This window comes from Streptomyces sp. NPDC020875 (assembly GCF_040641415.1).
Classification (GTDB): Bacteria; Actinomycetota; Actinomycetes; order Streptomycetales; family Streptomycetaceae; genus Streptomyces.
In genome coordinates this window covers 24,811-39,716 of the sequence record NZ_JBFADP010000067.1, presented here as the reverse complement: position 1 = coordinate 39,716, position 14,906 = coordinate 24,811, and the positions used below count along the sequence as shown (strand labels likewise).

General features: G+C 74.7%; 10 protein-coding genes and 1 pseudogene. 8 read left to right on the top strand and 3 right to left on the bottom strand.

The annotated features are described in order from the left end of the window. Positions 1 to 474 (top strand): annotated as a pseudogene (locus AB0G74_RS29850) (hypothetical protein); the annotation flags it as partial. 89 nt (positions 475 to 563) lie between these two features. On the opposite strand, the gene AB0G74_RS29845 reads toward AB0G74_RS29850, so the two are convergent. After that, entirely contained in the window at positions 564 to 1,037 is a 474-nt protein-coding gene (locus AB0G74_RS29845) for a carboxymuconolactone decarboxylase family protein (protein ID WP_361152480.1), read from the bottom strand. Between the two features lie 279 nt (positions 1,038 to 1,316). On the opposite strand from AB0G74_RS29845, the gene AB0G74_RS29840 reads away from it, so the two are divergent. The 4 genes from AB0G74_RS29840 (at position 1,317) to AB0G74_RS29825 (ending at position 4,398) form a co-directional block, all read left to right on the top strand. After that, a complete protein-coding gene (locus tag AB0G74_RS29840) occupies positions 1,317 to 1,865 on the top strand; it encodes an RNA polymerase sigma factor (protein ID WP_361152478.1) in 549 nt (182 codons plus the stop codon). Further along, a complete protein-coding gene (locus AB0G74_RS29835; RefSeq protein ID WP_361152475.1) occupies positions 1,858 to 2,181 on the top strand; it encodes a hypothetical protein in 324 nt (107 codons plus the stop codon). Before AB0G74_RS29840 ends, AB0G74_RS29835 begins: the two co-directional genes overlap by 8 nt. Positions 2,182 to 2,185: 4 nt before the next feature. Beyond that, positions 2,186 to 2,680: an NUDIX domain-containing protein gene (locus AB0G74_RS29830; RefSeq protein WP_361152472.1), complete on the top strand. Its 495-nt coding sequence runs from the start codon at positions 2,186 to 2,188 to the stop codon at positions 2,678 to 2,680. Positions 2,681 to 2,871: 191 nt separating this feature from the next. After that, positions 2,872 to 4,398, top strand: coding sequence for a hypothetical protein (locus tag AB0G74_RS29825; RefSeq protein ID WP_361152469.1), 1,527 nt, complete (start codon positions 2,872 to 2,874; stop codon positions 4,396 to 4,398). Between the two features lie 51 nt (positions 4,399 to 4,449). Here AB0G74_RS29825 and AB0G74_RS29820 read toward each other — a convergent pair whose 3' ends face one another. Together AB0G74_RS29820 and AB0G74_RS29815 are read right to left on the bottom strand one after the other, a co-directional pair. Further along, on the bottom strand, positions 4,450 to 6,171 hold the full coding sequence (locus AB0G74_RS29820) for a serine/threonine-protein kinase (RefSeq protein WP_361152466.1): 1,722 nt from the start codon (positions 6,169 to 6,171) through the stop codon (positions 4,450 to 4,452). A gap of 293 nt (positions 6,172 to 6,464) precedes the next feature. Then, positions 6,465 to 10,694 carry a helix-turn-helix domain-containing protein gene (locus AB0G74_RS29815; protein ID WP_361152464.1) on the bottom strand — a complete coding sequence of 1,410 codons (4,230 nt, stop codon included), beginning with the start codon at positions 10,692 to 10,694 and terminating at the stop codon, positions 6,465 to 6,467. 195 nt (positions 10,695 to 10,889) lie between these two features. Between AB0G74_RS29815 and AB0G74_RS29810 the strand changes: the two genes are divergently transcribed. The 3 genes from AB0G74_RS29810 (at position 10,890) to AB0G74_RS29800 (ending at position 14,789) form a co-directional block, all read left to right on the top strand. Beyond that, positions 10,890 to 12,422: a hypothetical protein gene (locus AB0G74_RS29810; protein WP_361152461.1), complete on the top strand. Its 1,533-nt coding sequence runs from the start codon at positions 10,890 to 10,892 to the stop codon at positions 12,420 to 12,422. Positions 12,423 to 12,908: 486 nt separating this feature from the next. After that, positions 12,909 to 13,415: a hypothetical protein gene (locus AB0G74_RS29805; RefSeq protein ID WP_361152458.1), complete on the top strand. Its 507-nt coding sequence runs from the start codon at positions 12,909 to 12,911 to the stop codon at positions 13,413 to 13,415. A 129-nt stretch (positions 13,416 to 13,544) separates the two neighbouring features. After that, positions 13,545 to 14,789, top strand: a complete 1,245-nt coding sequence (locus AB0G74_RS29800; protein ID WP_361152456.1) for an FAD-dependent oxidoreductase — start codon at positions 13,545 to 13,547, stop codon at positions 14,787 to 14,789. Positions 14,790 to 14,906: the final 117 nt, after the last annotated feature.

Below are 14,906 nucleotides of genomic sequence, written 5' to 3'. Positions count from 1 at the left end.
CCGCACGGGGAGCGGGCGGAGGAGTACGGGCCCGGGATCGCGGCGCTGGTGATGGATGTGGCGTACTTCGCCGCGCTCTGCGACCCCGCCGGGGCGTCGCGGTGGCCGGAGGCCGATCCGGGTCGTACGGGGGACGCCGAGGCCGCCGTCGGCTTACTGGACCGGTGGGCCGGGCTCCCGGCCGCTTGGCGGGCGGCCGTCCTGCGCGAAGCCCGTTACGGGGTACGGGTCCGGGGGCGGCTGAGCGTCGCCGAGGTCGTCGGCGTGGCGGTCGCGTACGCGGGGAAGGGGGCGCCGCCGCCGATGCCGGGGTACGCGGAGCTGCGCACGGTCGACGCTCCCGAGCTGGCGCGGCGGATTCTGCGGCTGCCCCGGGACTGGCGGGTCGAAGCCTTCCGCCGGATCGCCGCCGGAGCCGACCCCCTGGCCGTGGAGGCCGACGCCCGCAAGGCGATCCGTACCACCGTCACCTGAAACACCCGGAGCGCCGAGTGGCCCCGGGAGACCGCCGCCGGGGGCATGGCGGCGGCCTCCGGGTGGGGGCCGCGAGGCGGGTGGTCGGCTCAGCCGAACTGGCCGACGTAGTAGTCGCCCGCCGGCTGGCGGAGGATGACATTCAGCCGGTTGAAAGCGTTGATCAGGGCGATCGTGCCGACCAGCGCCGCCAGCTGCTCCTCGTCGAAGTGCTTGGCCGCGTTGGCCCACACCTCGTCGGAGACGCCGCCGCCCGCGTCGGCGATCCGGGTGCCCTCCTCGGCGAGTTCGAGGGCGGCGCGCTCCGCGTCGGTGAAGACGGTGGCCTCGCGCCAGGCCGCGACGAGGTGGAGACGGGTCGGGTCCTCACCGGCCGCGATGGCCTCCTTGGTGTGGATGTCGAGGCACATCCCGCAGCCGTTGATCTGGCTGACGCGAATCCTGACCAGTTCCTGGAGGGTGACGGACAGATCCGCCGGGGTGATCGCCTTGCCCGCGCTCACCAGGTGCTTCAGGGTCTTTGCCGCGACGGGGCTGCCGAAGAGGTTCAGCCGGGCTTCCATCATGTGCTCCTCTGTCGTCGTCGTGCCTGTACACACATGACTCGGTGGAGCCCGGGAATGTGACAGGGCCCGATGTGACCTGCGTCTCCCCGCGCCGCCGGGTCCGTCACGAGCCGGGTTGAATCCTTCCCCGGGCGGCGTGCCTCTCATGGGCGTACGGGCGCACGGTCCGTACGGAACCGGAGGTGGTCATGGTCACGGCACTCGTCATCGGCGGCGCGGCGGTACTCGTCTGCTCCTGCGTGTTCTTCCTGCGGCTGCGGCGGAAGGGGAGCGGTCGTGGCTGACCCCGGCTGGCCCGGCGCGCGGCTGGTCGACGCCGCCCGGGACGGCGACGAGGAGGCCGTCGCCGCGTTGCTGACCGGCTCGCATCCGCACGTACGGCGGTTCGCGCACTCCCTGTGCGCCACCCCGCAGGACGCGGAGGACGCCGCCCAGGAGGCGCTGATCATCCTCTATCGGAAGATCGGGATGCTGCGGGCGTCGGGCGCGCTGGCTTCCTGGATGTTCCGGATCGTCCGGAACGAGTGTCTGCGCCGGGCGCGGCTGATGGTCCGGGGGCCAGGGCCCGTACCCGACGACGCGCCCGTTCCGTCGTTCGAGGAGGACGTACTGCGACGGCTGGAGGCCGAACTCGTCGCCCGGGCCATCTCCGAACTCCCGGCCGACCAGCGGCGGGTGCTGATCATGCGGGACGTGCAGGGGTACAGCGGACGGATGACCGCCGACGCCCTCGGGCTGAGCACCTCGGCGATGAAGTCCCGGCTGCACCGGGCCAGGGCCGCCGTACGCCAGTCGCTCGAAGGGGAGGGTGGCCCCGGTGTCTGACGGCGACGAGCGGCGGAAGGGGGACTTCTCCAGCCGTACGGTCCCCCGCCATCTGGCCCGGGGCGCTGCCGGGTTCGGCGCGCTGGCCGGGTCCGTACTGCTGCTGCCGCTCCTCGGCTTGTGGAGTCTGCTGCTGGCCCCGGTGGGGCTGCTGGCACTGCGCGGCTGCCCGATGTGCTGGGCGGTCGGTCTCGCGCAGACCTTGTCCCGGGGGCGGCTGCGGCGGCGCTGCGGGGACGACGGGCGGTGCGAGCTGGCCATCAGTAGCAGCGGCAGCGGGAGCGGGAAGGGGGATGACGGCGGGCGGCGGGCGTGATCGGATGGCGCGTGTGAAGCTGCGCCATGCCGCCCGTGCCCTGATCGTCGACGAGGACGAACGCGTCCTCCTCTGCCGGTTCGCGATCCGCGAACCGCCGGGGACCGTGGTCTGGGCGGCCCCCGGCGGGAAGATCGAGCCCGGTGAGAGCCTGCTCGAAGCGCTCCGCCGCGAGCTGCGGGAAGAGGTCGGACTCGCGGTGGACGGCGAGCCCCCGCATGTCTGGCACCAGGAGGTCGTGGCGCCGGGACACGCCAGCCGGCACGACGGTGTGATCAATGACTTCTTCCTGGTCCGCACCACCGCGTTCGAGCCGCGCGGCACGCTGTCGGCGGCCGAACTCGCCGCCGAGAACGTCACCGAGCTGCGGTGGTGGCCGCTGCGCGAGATCGCCTCGTACGACGGTACGGATCTCTTCGCCCCACGCGATCTGGCGACCCCGCTGACGGCGCTGCTGGCCGACGGCGCCCCGGCGGAACCGATCCGGCTCGGGCTCTGAACGCTCCGTTCCGGGCGCTCCATCGAGGGCGGGCCGTATGCCTGCTTACGCGTACGGGCTCACCCCTCCCCGTGCGTATGGCGGCACCGGCCCTGCGGGGCGCCGCAGACCGGGCGGGTGCCGGGCGGGCGGTGGTGACGAGACATGGCGATGTCCCCGTTCCTGATTCCTGGTACGCGGTGTCTGGGACGATGGCTCCAGACTCGCGGAACGGCGGGGTGCTGCGGCAGGCGCAACGGTGCTGCCGACCGATCGGCAGCACCCGGCCGGGGCGCGGCGAGGACGGGGGCGACGGCGACACCATGACCGAACTCAAGCCGATGGACGACGAGACGGCGCCCGAGGTCGCGGCGCTGGCGGGCGCGTTACGGGACCTGTTCGCCGATCTGGGCGTCTCCATCCGGCGGTACGCGGCCCGCCGCTCCTACGACTCCGCCACCGTCTCCCGCTATCTGGGCGGACGCCGCGTACCGCCGTGGGAGTTCGTCCTCCATCTGCTGCACGACGTGGCCGAACGGCGCGGGGCCGTCCCCACACAGGACGCCCTCGAACTCTTCAAGGGCCTCTACAACTCGGCTCTGGAGAGCGGCCGGAGCCCGGTCCACCGGGCCCGGCTGCTGGAGCGGAAGCTGGCCGACGCGGACCGGGAGGCCCAGCGCGCCGCCACCCGGGAGCGCTGGCTGGAGGACACCCTGCACGACCGCGAACAGCGGCTCCGGGACCTTCAGATACGGTTCCGGGAACTCCAAGCGGCGTCCTTCGCGCCCTCGGACGCGCCTGACCCGGCGGCCTCGTCGGACCTGTCGGACGAGTCGACGCGGCTGCGGGCGGAGATCCACGAGCTGGAGGAGGAGCTGACCCGGGTCCGGGCGCTGCACCAGCGGGCGGAGGAACGCTGCGAGCAGTTGGAACGCCAGCTCGCCGAGGCCGAAGGCGAAGACGAGGACGCCGACCGGGGGGAAGGGGAGGCTCGGGGCCGGCTGCCGGAGGCGGTACGGGGCTCCGGGCCCGGCGGCGAAGGCTCCGACGGCGAGGGCCCCGACGGCGAGGGCTCCGGCCGGGCGGCCCGTACGGGTACGACGTGGTCGGCCGTCTCCGGCGACGTACAGCAGGTCGTTTACAACGGCTACGTCTCCTCCGACGGCTGGCAGGTCGACGAGGAGTTCGTCTTCGCCCGGAGCGTCCGGATCTCCGACGGCGAACGGCATCTCGGCAACGGGCTGCTGGTCGACCCCACCACGGTGGTGACGGTCAGCTATGTGCTCCAGCAGCTCCGGAACGCCTCCGACGCTCCGACGGTACGGTCGGCCACCGGGGAGCGGGTATCGGCGACCCCGGTCGAGATCACGGCCGAGACGACTCAGGAGTCCCTGTACGAGGGCAGCGCGCCGCTCGCGGTACTCCGGCTCGACTCGCCGGTGCCCCTCCCGGACACCCCGCTGCGGATCGACGGACGGTTCACCCCCGGCCGCCAGCTGCTGGTCAGCGCCTATGCCGCCAACGGCCGGTTCTCCTGTCTGCTGGACCTCACCGGCCGGACCGGCGACCGGCTGCGGGTCGCCGGGGACATCGTCAACGGGCTCGGCGGGGCGCCCGCGTTCACCAGTACGGGCGCGCTCGCGGGCATCGTGGTGGCGCGCTGGCAGGAGGGGCGCGGCGGCTTCCTGCTGCCGGTGACGGCGCTGGGCGCGCTGAAGTCGGTCACCGTGGGCGAGTAGTGACGGGCGGGGACGGGAGCCTGGGGCCGGACGCGGGGGCCGGGCGCGGGGCTATGTCCGCGCCGCCCGCCAGACCGTCATATCCGCGTTCATGAACGCCAGGCTCGGCATGGCCGTCGACTTCACGCCCACCACCAGCACGGCGACATCCCCCGAGGGATGCTTGACGCAGATCTCGGTACCGGCCGCCACCGCCGCGAGCGGCACCTGCTTGTTCTTGGAGTTGGCGAGGAAGAGGCGGCACTGCTCCGGGCCCGCGCCCGGGTCCCCGTACATCCGCATCAGGACGCTCTCCCGGCTCTCCAGTTCGCAGCCGGCCGACCGGCAGCTCAGCCGGAGGTCGCCCTTGCGGTCCTCGCGGCTGACCGGATCGGTCAGGCTCACCGAGTTCTTGAGGCCGAACATCTGAGAGACGTATGCCCGGGGTCTCGGCTGCCCCGTCGTGTTCTCCCGCTCCCAGCCCGGAATCCCGGTGCCGGTGGTCGCGTTCTCCCCGGCCGGGGCGGACCCGGTGTCCCGGGCGGTCGCGCCGCCTTCAGCCGTATCGCCGGGCCCGGACCCCGACCCGGACCCCGTGCCGGTGCCGGGTCCGCGAGTGGCGGCCGTGTCCCGGGAACCGGTGCCCTGCGAACCGGCCGACTGCTGGGACGCGGACTCCTTCCGCTCCTGGTCCTTGAGCCGGTCCAGCGTCTGGTAGCCGCCCCAGATCATGCCCCCGAGCAGCAGACCACCGGCGGTGACCGACGCGGCGGTGAAGAGCGCCGTCCGGCGGCGACGGGCCTTGCGCGCGCCCTCGTCGTCCACGATCGTCGGCCGCACGGTCGGCGGGTGGACACCGAACGGCAGCGTGCCGACGGCCGTCTCCTGCGCCACCGGCGCCGGGACCGTCACCTCGGGACCGGCCACCTCCCGCCACACCGCCGGACCGCCCCCGTCTTCCCCGCCGTCCGCCAGATGACGGCGGCACCAGGCGACGATCTCCGCCGGAGTGATCCGGTCCGCCGGTTCGGCGGCGAGACAGCGGGCGATCAACGGCCGCAGTTCCTCGGGCAGCCGGGAAAGGTCGGGCTTCGAGTGCACGATCCGGTACAGCACGCTGACCGAGGGGCCGTCGCCGTACAGCGGCTCACCGAGCGCCGCGAACGCCGCCGTCTGCCCGAGCGCGAAGACATCCGTCGCCGCCGTGACGTCCCCGGCCGACGCCTGCTCGGGTGCCATGAACGACGGGGTGCCCACCGCCGAACCCGTCACCGTATGCGACGTCACATCCGACGCCAACGAGATACCGAAGTCGATCACCCTCGGCCCGTCGGCCGCCAGCAGCACGTTCGACGGCTTCAGATCGCGGTGCACGATCCCCGCCGCGTGAATGGCCTCCAGCGCCTCGGCCACCCCCGCCATCAGCCACAACACCGCACGCGGCGGCAGCGGGCCGCGCCGCGTGACGGCCTCGGTCAGGGACGGTCCCGGCACATAGAGAGTGGCCAGCCAGGGCGGCGTACCGTCCGCGTCGGCGTCGATCAGCTCGGCGGTGTACGCGCCCCGGACCCGGCGCGCGGCGGTGATCTCCCGCCGGAACCGCTGCCGGAACGCCGGGGCGTCGGCCAGCTCCGGCCGCACCACCTTGATCGCGACCGGGCGACCGCCGTCGGTGTGCGACAGATACACCCGCCCCATGCCACCGGCACCGAGCCGGGCGGCGATCCGATACCCGGCGACGAGCCGGGGATCGTCGGGCTGCAAGGGTTGAAACGTCTCGGCGGCGTGTGTCATCGACGGTTCGTCCCCCTGGTGATCTGCGCTTTCTACGTCCCATCACCCTAACGGCCCCTGTTGCGGGGCCGTCGGCCTCGGGCTCCGGAGACGCCGGGGCGGGGACGGCGCGTCCTCCGGAGGTGTCTCGACCGCGCGCCGTCCGTGGTCTGCCGCGCGATTCCGCGGAACTGCGCGATCAGTCACGGGCGGTCCGCGGACCGCGAACGACGCCGGGTCGCCGGGCGCGAGGCCCGGCCGGTCCGACCGGTTCAGCCGGTTCAGCCGGTCCGGCGGAGCCGAGGGCGTCGTCGTCAGGGTGGGCAGGATTCGCGGAAGGGCTGGGAGGGGAAGTGTTCCGGCCATTCGGCGCGGCTCAGGCCCGGGCCGTCCAGCGCGCAGACGCGGTCGATCACCGACGCGATGTCGTGGCTCCAGAAGCGGATCGCCGAGTCCGGGCCCGAGGTCACCAGGGACCGGCCGTCCGGGGCGAACGCGGCGCCCGTCACCGGGGCCGTATGGCCGGACAGCGGGGTGAGCGGGACCGGCCGGGCCGGGTCCGTGACCTGCCAGAGCTGGGCCGTACGGTCGTCGCTGGTCGTCACCAGTGTGCCGCCGTCCGGTGAGAACGCGACCTCGCGGGACGCCTCCCGGTGGCCGACGAGTACGGAGACCGGCGCCGGGTCGGGTCCCTCGATGTCGGTGAGGTCCCACAGCCGGACCCGGCGGTCGTCGTTGGTCGTGGCCAGATACCGGCCGTCGGGCGAGAACGCGGCCCGGTTGACCTGGTTCGGATGCGGCAGCACCGCGCGCGGCACGGGCCGCCGGGGGTCGCGCAGGTCCCAGATCCGGGCCTGGTAGTCGCCGCCGACGGTGGCGAGCGTACGGTCGCCGGGGCCGCCGAGGGCGAGGCCGTTGATCCGGTCGGTGTGCCGGTTGAGGGTCGCGAGGGCGAGCGGGCGGCGCGGGTCGGAGACGTCCCAGACCCGGGCCCGGTGGTCCTCGCCGCCGGTGACGAGGAGTTCGCCGTCCCGGCTGAGTACCGTCGCGTACACCATGTCCCGGTGCTGGTCGATCCGGCCGAGGGCGACCGGGCGGGCCGGGTCGCGGATGTCCCAGAGCCGGGCCGTCCCGTCGTCGCTGCCGGAGACCAGCAGCCGGCCGGATCCGTCGCTGTGCAGGGATGTGATCGCCCGGGTGTGGCCGCGCAGTACGGCGACGGGGCGTTCCGCGTCCGGCCCCCCGGCGGGCCCGCCGCCCGCCGTACGCCAGAGCCGTACGGTGCCGTCCCCGCCGCCGGTGACCAGCAGCCGTCCGGCGTACGGTCCGGGCGGGGCGTGGACGACCGGGACGCCGCCCGGCGGCCCGAGCAGTACCGGCGGCGGCAGATGCCAGAGCAGCAGCCGCCCCTCGTCGTCGCCGGTGGCGAGCGTCCGGCCGCCGGGCCCGTACGCCACCGAACGCACCGGATTCGGCTGCGGCAGGGCGAGCGTCTGACGGCCCGACGCCACATCCCACAGCCGGGTCGTCTGGTCGTCGGCGGCGCTGGCGAGCTGCCGCCCGTCGGCCCGGAACGCGACGCTGTTGATCAGCCCCCGGTGGCCGGTGAGCTGCCGGGCCCGGCCGGGTACCGGGTCGGGCGTGAGACGGAACGGGTTCCGGGCGTCGTGGTCCGGCGGCGGCGCCGGGTCGGTGAGCGGGGTGAGCCGTACCGTACGGTCGAAACTACCGCTGGCCAGCAGTTTTCCGTCGGGTGCGAAGGCGACCGTACGGACCTGGGCGCGATGCCCGTCGAGCACCCCCGCCGGGCGCAGCGGGCCGGAGCGGAACGGCAGCCGCCACAGCCGGACCGTGCGGTCGTCGCCGCCGGAGGCGAGGGTGTCGCCGTCGGGGCGGAACGCGATCGCGTTGACCGGTCCGCGATGGGCGTCGCGGGCCCGCGCGCTCCGGGGCGAGTGGACCCCGGTCGTGTCGAGCCCCCAGACCCGTACGGAGCCGTCGTCGCCGCCGACCGCGAGGGTGTGCCCGCGCGGATGGAACGCCAGGGCGCGGACGGGCGCGCCGGTCGGGACGGCGTAGTCGAGCCGCCGCCCGGCGTCCAGGACCCGGACCCGGACCACGCCGTCGTCGCCGCCGGAGGCCAGCAGCCGGCCGTCGGAGCTGATCGCGGTACGCGTCCCCGGCCGGGGCTCCTGGATGACGGCGGTCGTCCGGGGACGGCTGGAATCCCGAGTGTCGGTCAGCCGTACCGTCCCTTCGTCGCCCGCGCTGACCAGGGTGTTCCCGGTGAAGGCGAGCCGGTTGACGGTCCAGTGGTGCTGTCCGGCCCGGGTGGAGTAGAGGCTGCCGGATGAGGCGAGGAGCGCGCCCCGGGTCGCGGGCGTACGGACCAGGCGGTACGCGGCCAGGCTCAGCCGCATCGCCTGCGACGGGTCGACCTGGCGCATCCGTTCGGCCTGGTCCACGGCCACCTGGGCGGCGGAGGCGTCGCGTTCGGCGATCGCGGCGGACCGCTGGAAGAGGGCGAAGGCCGTGGCGGCGCAGGTGAGGACGGAGAGGGCGGAGAGCGCCGAGACGAGTCGGCGGAGCCTGCGGGTCCGGCGGCGGCGCGCGGCGGCCTCGGCGGCGCGGTGGGCGAGGGACGCGGCGAGGAAACGGGCCTCGGGAGTGCCCCGGGTGTCGGGACTGGCCGGGGCGGTCCACTCGACGGCGAGTTCGAGCTGGGCGCCCCGGTAGAGCAGCGCCGGGTCCCGGCCCGACCTCTCCCACACCTCCGCCGACTCCACCAGCCGCTGACGGCCCCGGAGCCGGTCCCGGTCCGCGTCGATCCAGGCCCGCAGCCGGGGCCAGGCGTACAGCAGCGCCTCATGGGTCAGCTCCACGCCCTGCGCGCCGAGCGACAGCAGCCGGGCATCGGCGAAGGCGGCCAGTACGCCGTCGGCGCCGTCCGGGTCGGGCAGCGGTGACCGCAGCCGGTCGTGGCCCACCCGGCGGCGGGTGTCGTGATGCCCGCCGCTGTTCTGCGTACCGTCTCCCGCCTCGCCCATCCCTGCCGCCTCGCCCACTCTCACCAGGCTCAGCAGGAGTTGGCGCGCGGTCGCGCGGTCCGCCGCGCCGAGGCGCCCGTAGACCCGCTCGGCACTGGCCGCGACCGCGCCCCGGATCCCGCCGGTGCGCTGGTACGCGGCCACCGTCATCCGGTCCTCGTCGTCCCGCTGCTGCCAGGTCGTCAGCAGGGCGTGGGCCGTCAGCGGCAGGGCGTGGGCGCCGCCGGGGCCGCCGCCGCTACCGGCGCCGGGGTGGCCGTCGTCCACCCCGGCGTCCCTCAGCAGCACCTCCACCAGACCGGGTTCGAGGGTCAGCCCGGTCCGCTCGGCGGGGCCGGTGATCGCCGTACGCAGTTCGGCGGGGCTCATCGGGCCGAGCGGCAACTGGCCGTGGCGCAGGGCCGCGACGAGTTCGGGGTGCTCCAGACACCGGCCGTAGAAGTCGGCCCGGATCCCGAGTACGACGAGTACGCGGTGAGCGGTGAGGGCCGGGTCGCAGAGGGCGGCGATGAACCGGCGGCGTTCCGCCGGGTCAGGACAGAGGGTGAAGACCTCCTCGAACTGGTCCGCGACGATCAGCAGTCCGGGACTGCGGTCCGGGCGGGTGCGCAGGGCGTCCCGTACCGCCGCCGGGAACGTGCCGTCGTGGAGCGCGCGGAGGGCGGCGTCGGGGGTGAGACCGAGTCCGGGTCCTCGCGTGCCGCCCGAACTGGTGCCGGTGGCGGTGCCGGTGCTGGTGGCAGTGCCGGTGCTGGCGGCGGTGCCGCGGTCGCGGGTGTCCGCGACCGCCCGCGCCAAGGCCCTCAGAGGGTGCGCGGTGGGGGTGAGGGTGACCACCGGCCACTCGCGGGAACCGGCGGCGGGCAGGGCGCCCCGGGCCACGGCAGGCAGCAAACCGGCATGCAGCAGTGACGACTTCCCGGCCCCGGAAGGGCCGACGACGATCACGGGACCGCAGGGCTCCCCGGCGTGGCCGGTGCCGTCGGCGTGGTCGGTGCCGTCGGCGCGGTCGGGGCTGTCGGTGCGGGGGGCCGGGACGGCGGGGCCCGTCCGTTCCCGGTCCGCGCCCGCCCCGTACGGTCGCAGCTTCTCCGCGAGCCGCGCGACGAGTTCGGCGGTGACCCGCTCCCGGCCGAAGAACCACCCCGCCTCCTCTACCCGGAAGGCCGCGAGCCCCGGATACGGACAGGGGCCCGTGCCCCGGCCCGGCGCACCCGGCGCCGGAGCCAGCGCGACCAGCCGACCGCCCGCCGCCAGCGCCTGGTCACAGCAGAGCGCGAAGCCATGGGTGACGGGCTTCTGGCCGGTCTCGACCTTGCTGATGTAACCCCGGCTGTAGTGCGCGCGGGCGGCGAGATCGGCGAGTGAGAGACCGCGTTCGGTCCGCAGCCGCCGCAGCAGGGACCCGAAACCCTCCTCGCCCCGCGGCGAAGGCCCGGGGACGATCCGCAGGTCAGCCGCTGTTTCCCGGTTCCCGTCCGGCAAGGCGACAGTCACCTCCTTCATCTGCCGCCCCGGAGGCCGAAACCCTGGGTGCGACGCCGCTCCGTCCGGCCGTGACGCTACGGAACGACGGCGTCGGGCGGGTCGGGCACGGGCGTGCCCAACCCCAAGGAGTGACAACCCCCCGCTTCGTACACGTCGTACGCATGCCGTACGCGCTTCGTACGAGAGACAGGCAGGAGCCGTACCGTGCCACCCACCACACCGGACTTCGGTCCCGAAATCGACGACTACGCCGCCTACCAGGGACAGCGGACCTGCGACCCGGCCGCCAAGCCGGGCGTCGCCGAGTTCAAGGACCTCGTTCTCGCCACGTACCCCTCCACCACCAATATGGGCATCAGCCGCGCGTGCGGCAGCGGCGGCCAGAGCGAGCACAAGGAAGGCCGCGCCTGGGACTGGGGCGTCAGCGCCGCCACCCAGGCCGGAATCGCGGGCGAGGTACTCGACTGGCTCCTCGCCACCGACCGGCACGGCAACCGGCACGCGCTGGCCCGCCGCCTCGGGATCATGTACATCATCTGGAACCGCCGGATCTGGGAGGCGTACCGCGCCGACCGGGGCTGGACGGCGTACTCCGGCCCCAACCCCCACACCGACCACGTCCACCTCAGCTTCGGCTGGCCGGGCGCCCGCAAGGAGACCACCTGGTGGACCCGGCGCCCCGGGCCGTCGCGGGGCCCGGCACGGGTCAGTGTCGGGGTGCCGACCCTCGTCGACCACGGCTCGGGCATGGTCGTCGCCGCCACCGACCCGTCCGGCGGGATCGTCCACCGCTGGCAGAACGCGCCCGGCGGCGCCTGGTCCGAATGGACCGGCCTGGGCCGCCCCGCGCCCGGCGCGGTCGGGCGGCCGTACGTCCTCGTCGGGCGGTACGGGAAACTCGCGGCGTTCGTCCGAGGCGGCGACGGAGCCCTCTGGCACACCTGGCAGTCCGAAGCCGGGGAATGGGCGCCCGACTGGGTCTCCCTCGGCGGACGCCTCGCCGGAGACCCGGCGGTCGTCCTGAGCCCGGGCGGCGACCTGTCCGTCTTCGCCCCCGACCCGGACGGCCGGGTCACCCACACCTGGCAGACCGGCCCGGCCACGGGCCACGCCTGGCACGCGTCCTGGGCCGACATGGAGGGTTCGGTGGTGGGCCGTGCGGTCGTCGTCGTGGGCCGGGACGGCGGGATGGTGCTGTTCGCCCGGGGCACGGACGGGGCACTGCACCACCGCTGGCAGACCGGCACCGGCGGCCCCTGGTCGGCCTGGACCCCGCTCGGCGGTCGGCTCACCAGTGATCCGGCGGTCGTCCTGAGCCCGGGCGGCGACCTGTCGGTCTTCGCCCGCGACCCCGACGGCCGGGTCACCCACACCTGGCAGACCGGCCCCGCCACGGGCCACGCCTGGCACGAGCGATGGGTCGACATGGAAGGCGCGATCGTCGACCGCCCGACGGTGCTGGTGGGGCGCGACGGGGGAATGGTGCTGTTCGCCCGGGGCACGGACGGGGCGCTCCACCACCGCTGGCAGACCGGCACCGGCGGCCCCTGGTCGGCCTGGACCCCGCTCGGCGGCCGAATCGCCGCCGACCCGTCGGTCGTCCTCAACCCGGGCGGCGACCTGTCCGTCTTCGCCCGCACCCCGGAGGGCCGCGCCACCCACACCTGGCAGACGGGCCCCGCCACGGGCCACGCCTGGCACGAGGGATGGGTCGACATGGGTGGAGACCTGGCGTAGCCGCCGCGGGGGCGCCTCCCGCTGCGGGGTTCCTGGCGCCGGAGCCCGTCCCGGGGGGATGGATGGTGCCACCTGATGTTTCCCGGCCCACCCGCGCCCCGGTGACTGGCTTGTCGCGCAGTTCCCCGCGCCCCCAAGAGGGGCCCGTCTCCTCCACGAGAGCGTTGAGACGGGCAACCAGGGGCGCGGGGAACTGCGCGAACAACCACGACGGTGGTACGGACCGCCGACAACACCAGGCCGCCGGACGCGGCCCGGGTTTGGGGCGGTGCCCGGGAGAGCCAAGGCGCTGGGGGCCACCCCGCCGCCAAAAGCCAAGGCGCGCGGCACCCCGGGTTCCCGGGCCACAGCGGCTCCGGGCACAGCGGGCCCCCGAGGCATAGGGGGCTCCCGGGAGCAGCGGCCTCCCGAGGCACAGGGCCCTCCGGGCGCGGGAGCCGGAGGCCGCGGCGCACCCCACAGCGGGAGGCGTGACACCATCGGCGGGTGCTCGACATCGGCTACTCGCTCTCCCGCCGCTTTCCCGACCCCCCGCAGACCGACTACCGCCGTGCGGACGTGTCGGCCCTTCGGCACGATCTGTTCTGCGGCGATGTGTATCTCGCCGACACGGACGCCGACCGGGAGCTGTCCACAGCCTGGGGATGGGTGCCGGTCCTCGATTTCGCGTGGGCGCTCTGCGATACGGCGGAGCGGCTCGACCGGGATCCGATGGGCAGCCGGGCGGCGAAGCCGCAGCGGGCGGAGCTGGACTTCACGGAGTCCACGGACCGGCTGCTGTTCGAGCGGCGGTTCGGCTGGGTGGACATCGCGGCGGACTGGCAGCCGCTGGAGGACGCGCCCCTGTCCTTCCCCCATGCCGATCTGCGGCGCGAGGCCCGGGACTTTCTGCACGATGTGATCGCGGATCTCTGTGATCTGCACGAGGCGCTGGCCGACAATCCGGTGGTCTGGGACCTTCAGGCCCGCTTCCCCCGGACACCACCCGCCTGACCTGCGGCTTTCCCGATCCTCCGGCGGGATGTCACAAAGGCACGGCCGCCGTTCGTCCCCTCTTCGACAGACCGGTGACGCCCCGACGAGGGGTGTCGCCGCCGCGAAGGGGAAGGACGGACGGCCATCATGACCGCCAGCGCATCGCACCGTACCCATGGGACGACACCCGCCCGTGACCGTGTCACCGTCGTCGGCGGTGGTCTCGCCGGGCTGACCGCGGCGGTCGCCGCGGCCGAGGCCGGGGCACCGGTCACGCTCTACGAGGCACATCACACGCTCGGCGGCCGGGCCCGGATCTCCGACGGGCCGTACCGGGTCCACGAGGGGCCGCATGTCTTCTACACCGGGCCGATGTGGAGCTGGTTGAAGCGGCGCGGACTGATCGGCCCGACCGGGCGGGTGCCGTTCGCCGACGCGACCCGGCTCCGTTTCCTCCAGGGGGGCGAGCTGCGCCGGACGCCGCCGCGCGGGCTGCTGCGGCTGGCCCGGATCCCGGCGGGCGGGGCGCCGGTGGACGAGACGTACACGGAGTGGGCGACCCGGACCGCGGGCCCGGCGGCGGCCGCGGCGACGGCGAACTTCATGGGCGTCGCCCTCTTCCACCACGACCCCGGTTCGCTCTCGGCGGCCTTCGTGCACCGGCGGTTCCGCCGGGTGACCGGGATGCCGCCGGGGGTCCGCTATCCGCTGGGCGGCTTCGGCCAGGTCCTGGAGCTGATGGCGGCGCGGGCGCGGGATCTCGGGGTCCGGATCGAGACCTCGGCCCGGGTGGACGAACTGCCCGCCGACCGGGGCCCGGTGATCGTCGCGACATCCCTGGCGGCGGCGCGCGGACTGCTCGGCGACGACTCCCTGCGCTGGTCGGGCGGCCGTACGGTGCTGCTGGATCTGGCGGTACGCCGGGACCGCCGGGATCCGTTCGTCGTCTCGGATCTCGACCGGCCCGGCTGGGTGGAGCGGTTCTCGGCCGTCTCGCCGCTGATCGCGCCGCGCGGCGAGTCGCTGTACCAGGCGCAGTTCCCGGTCGGGCCGGACGAGGGCAAGGCGGAGGGGCTGGCCCGCGCGGAGCGGGTGCTGGGCGTCGCGCTGCCCGGCTGGCGGGCGCGGGAGACCTGGCGGCGGACGGCGCTGGCGCAGGACCGGTCGGGCGCGGTGGACCCGCCCGGGACGACGTGGCGGGACCGTCCGGCGGTCGACCGGGGCGACGGGGTGTTCCTGGCGGGTGATCAGGTGGCGGCGGACGGGCTGCTGGGGGAAGTCGCCTTCGGCAGTGGGCTGACGGCCGCGCCGCTGGCGGTCGGCGCGCTGGGCGCACAGCGGCGGGACCGGGGCGCGGGCGCCCGGGCGGCCCTTGACCTCAAGTTTGGTTGAGGTCACAGGGTAGGGGGTGGCCGGAGCCGTACCGACGGATCCGTACGGACCTGTCGGCACGGACCCGGCCGCACCCCGCGCGGCGGAGCCGTACCACCGCCGCCCAGTTCGAGCAGC

What these genes read in the sequence shown, in the direction of transcription:
- AB0G74_RS29800 (WP_361152456.1), top strand. Translation starts at nt 13,545, where the DNA reads ATGACCGCCAGCGCATCGCACCGTACCCATGGGACGACACCCGCCCGT.
- AB0G74_RS29825 (WP_361152469.1), top strand. Translation starts at nt 2,872, where the DNA reads ATGGCTCCAGACTCGCGGAACGGCGGGGTGCTGCGGCAGGCGCAACGG.
- AB0G74_RS29830 (WP_361152472.1), top strand. Translation starts at nt 2,186, where the DNA reads ATGGCGCGTGTGAAGCTGCGCCATGCCGCCCGTGCCCTGATCGTCGAC.
- AB0G74_RS29820 (WP_361152466.1), bottom strand. Translation starts at nt 6,171, where the DNA reads ATGACACACGCCGCCGAGACGTTTCAACCCTTGCAGCCCGACGATCCC.
- AB0G74_RS29845 (WP_361152480.1), bottom strand. Translation starts at nt 1,037, where the DNA reads ATGGAAGCCCGGCTGAACCTCTTCGGCAGCCCCGTCGCGGCAAAGACC.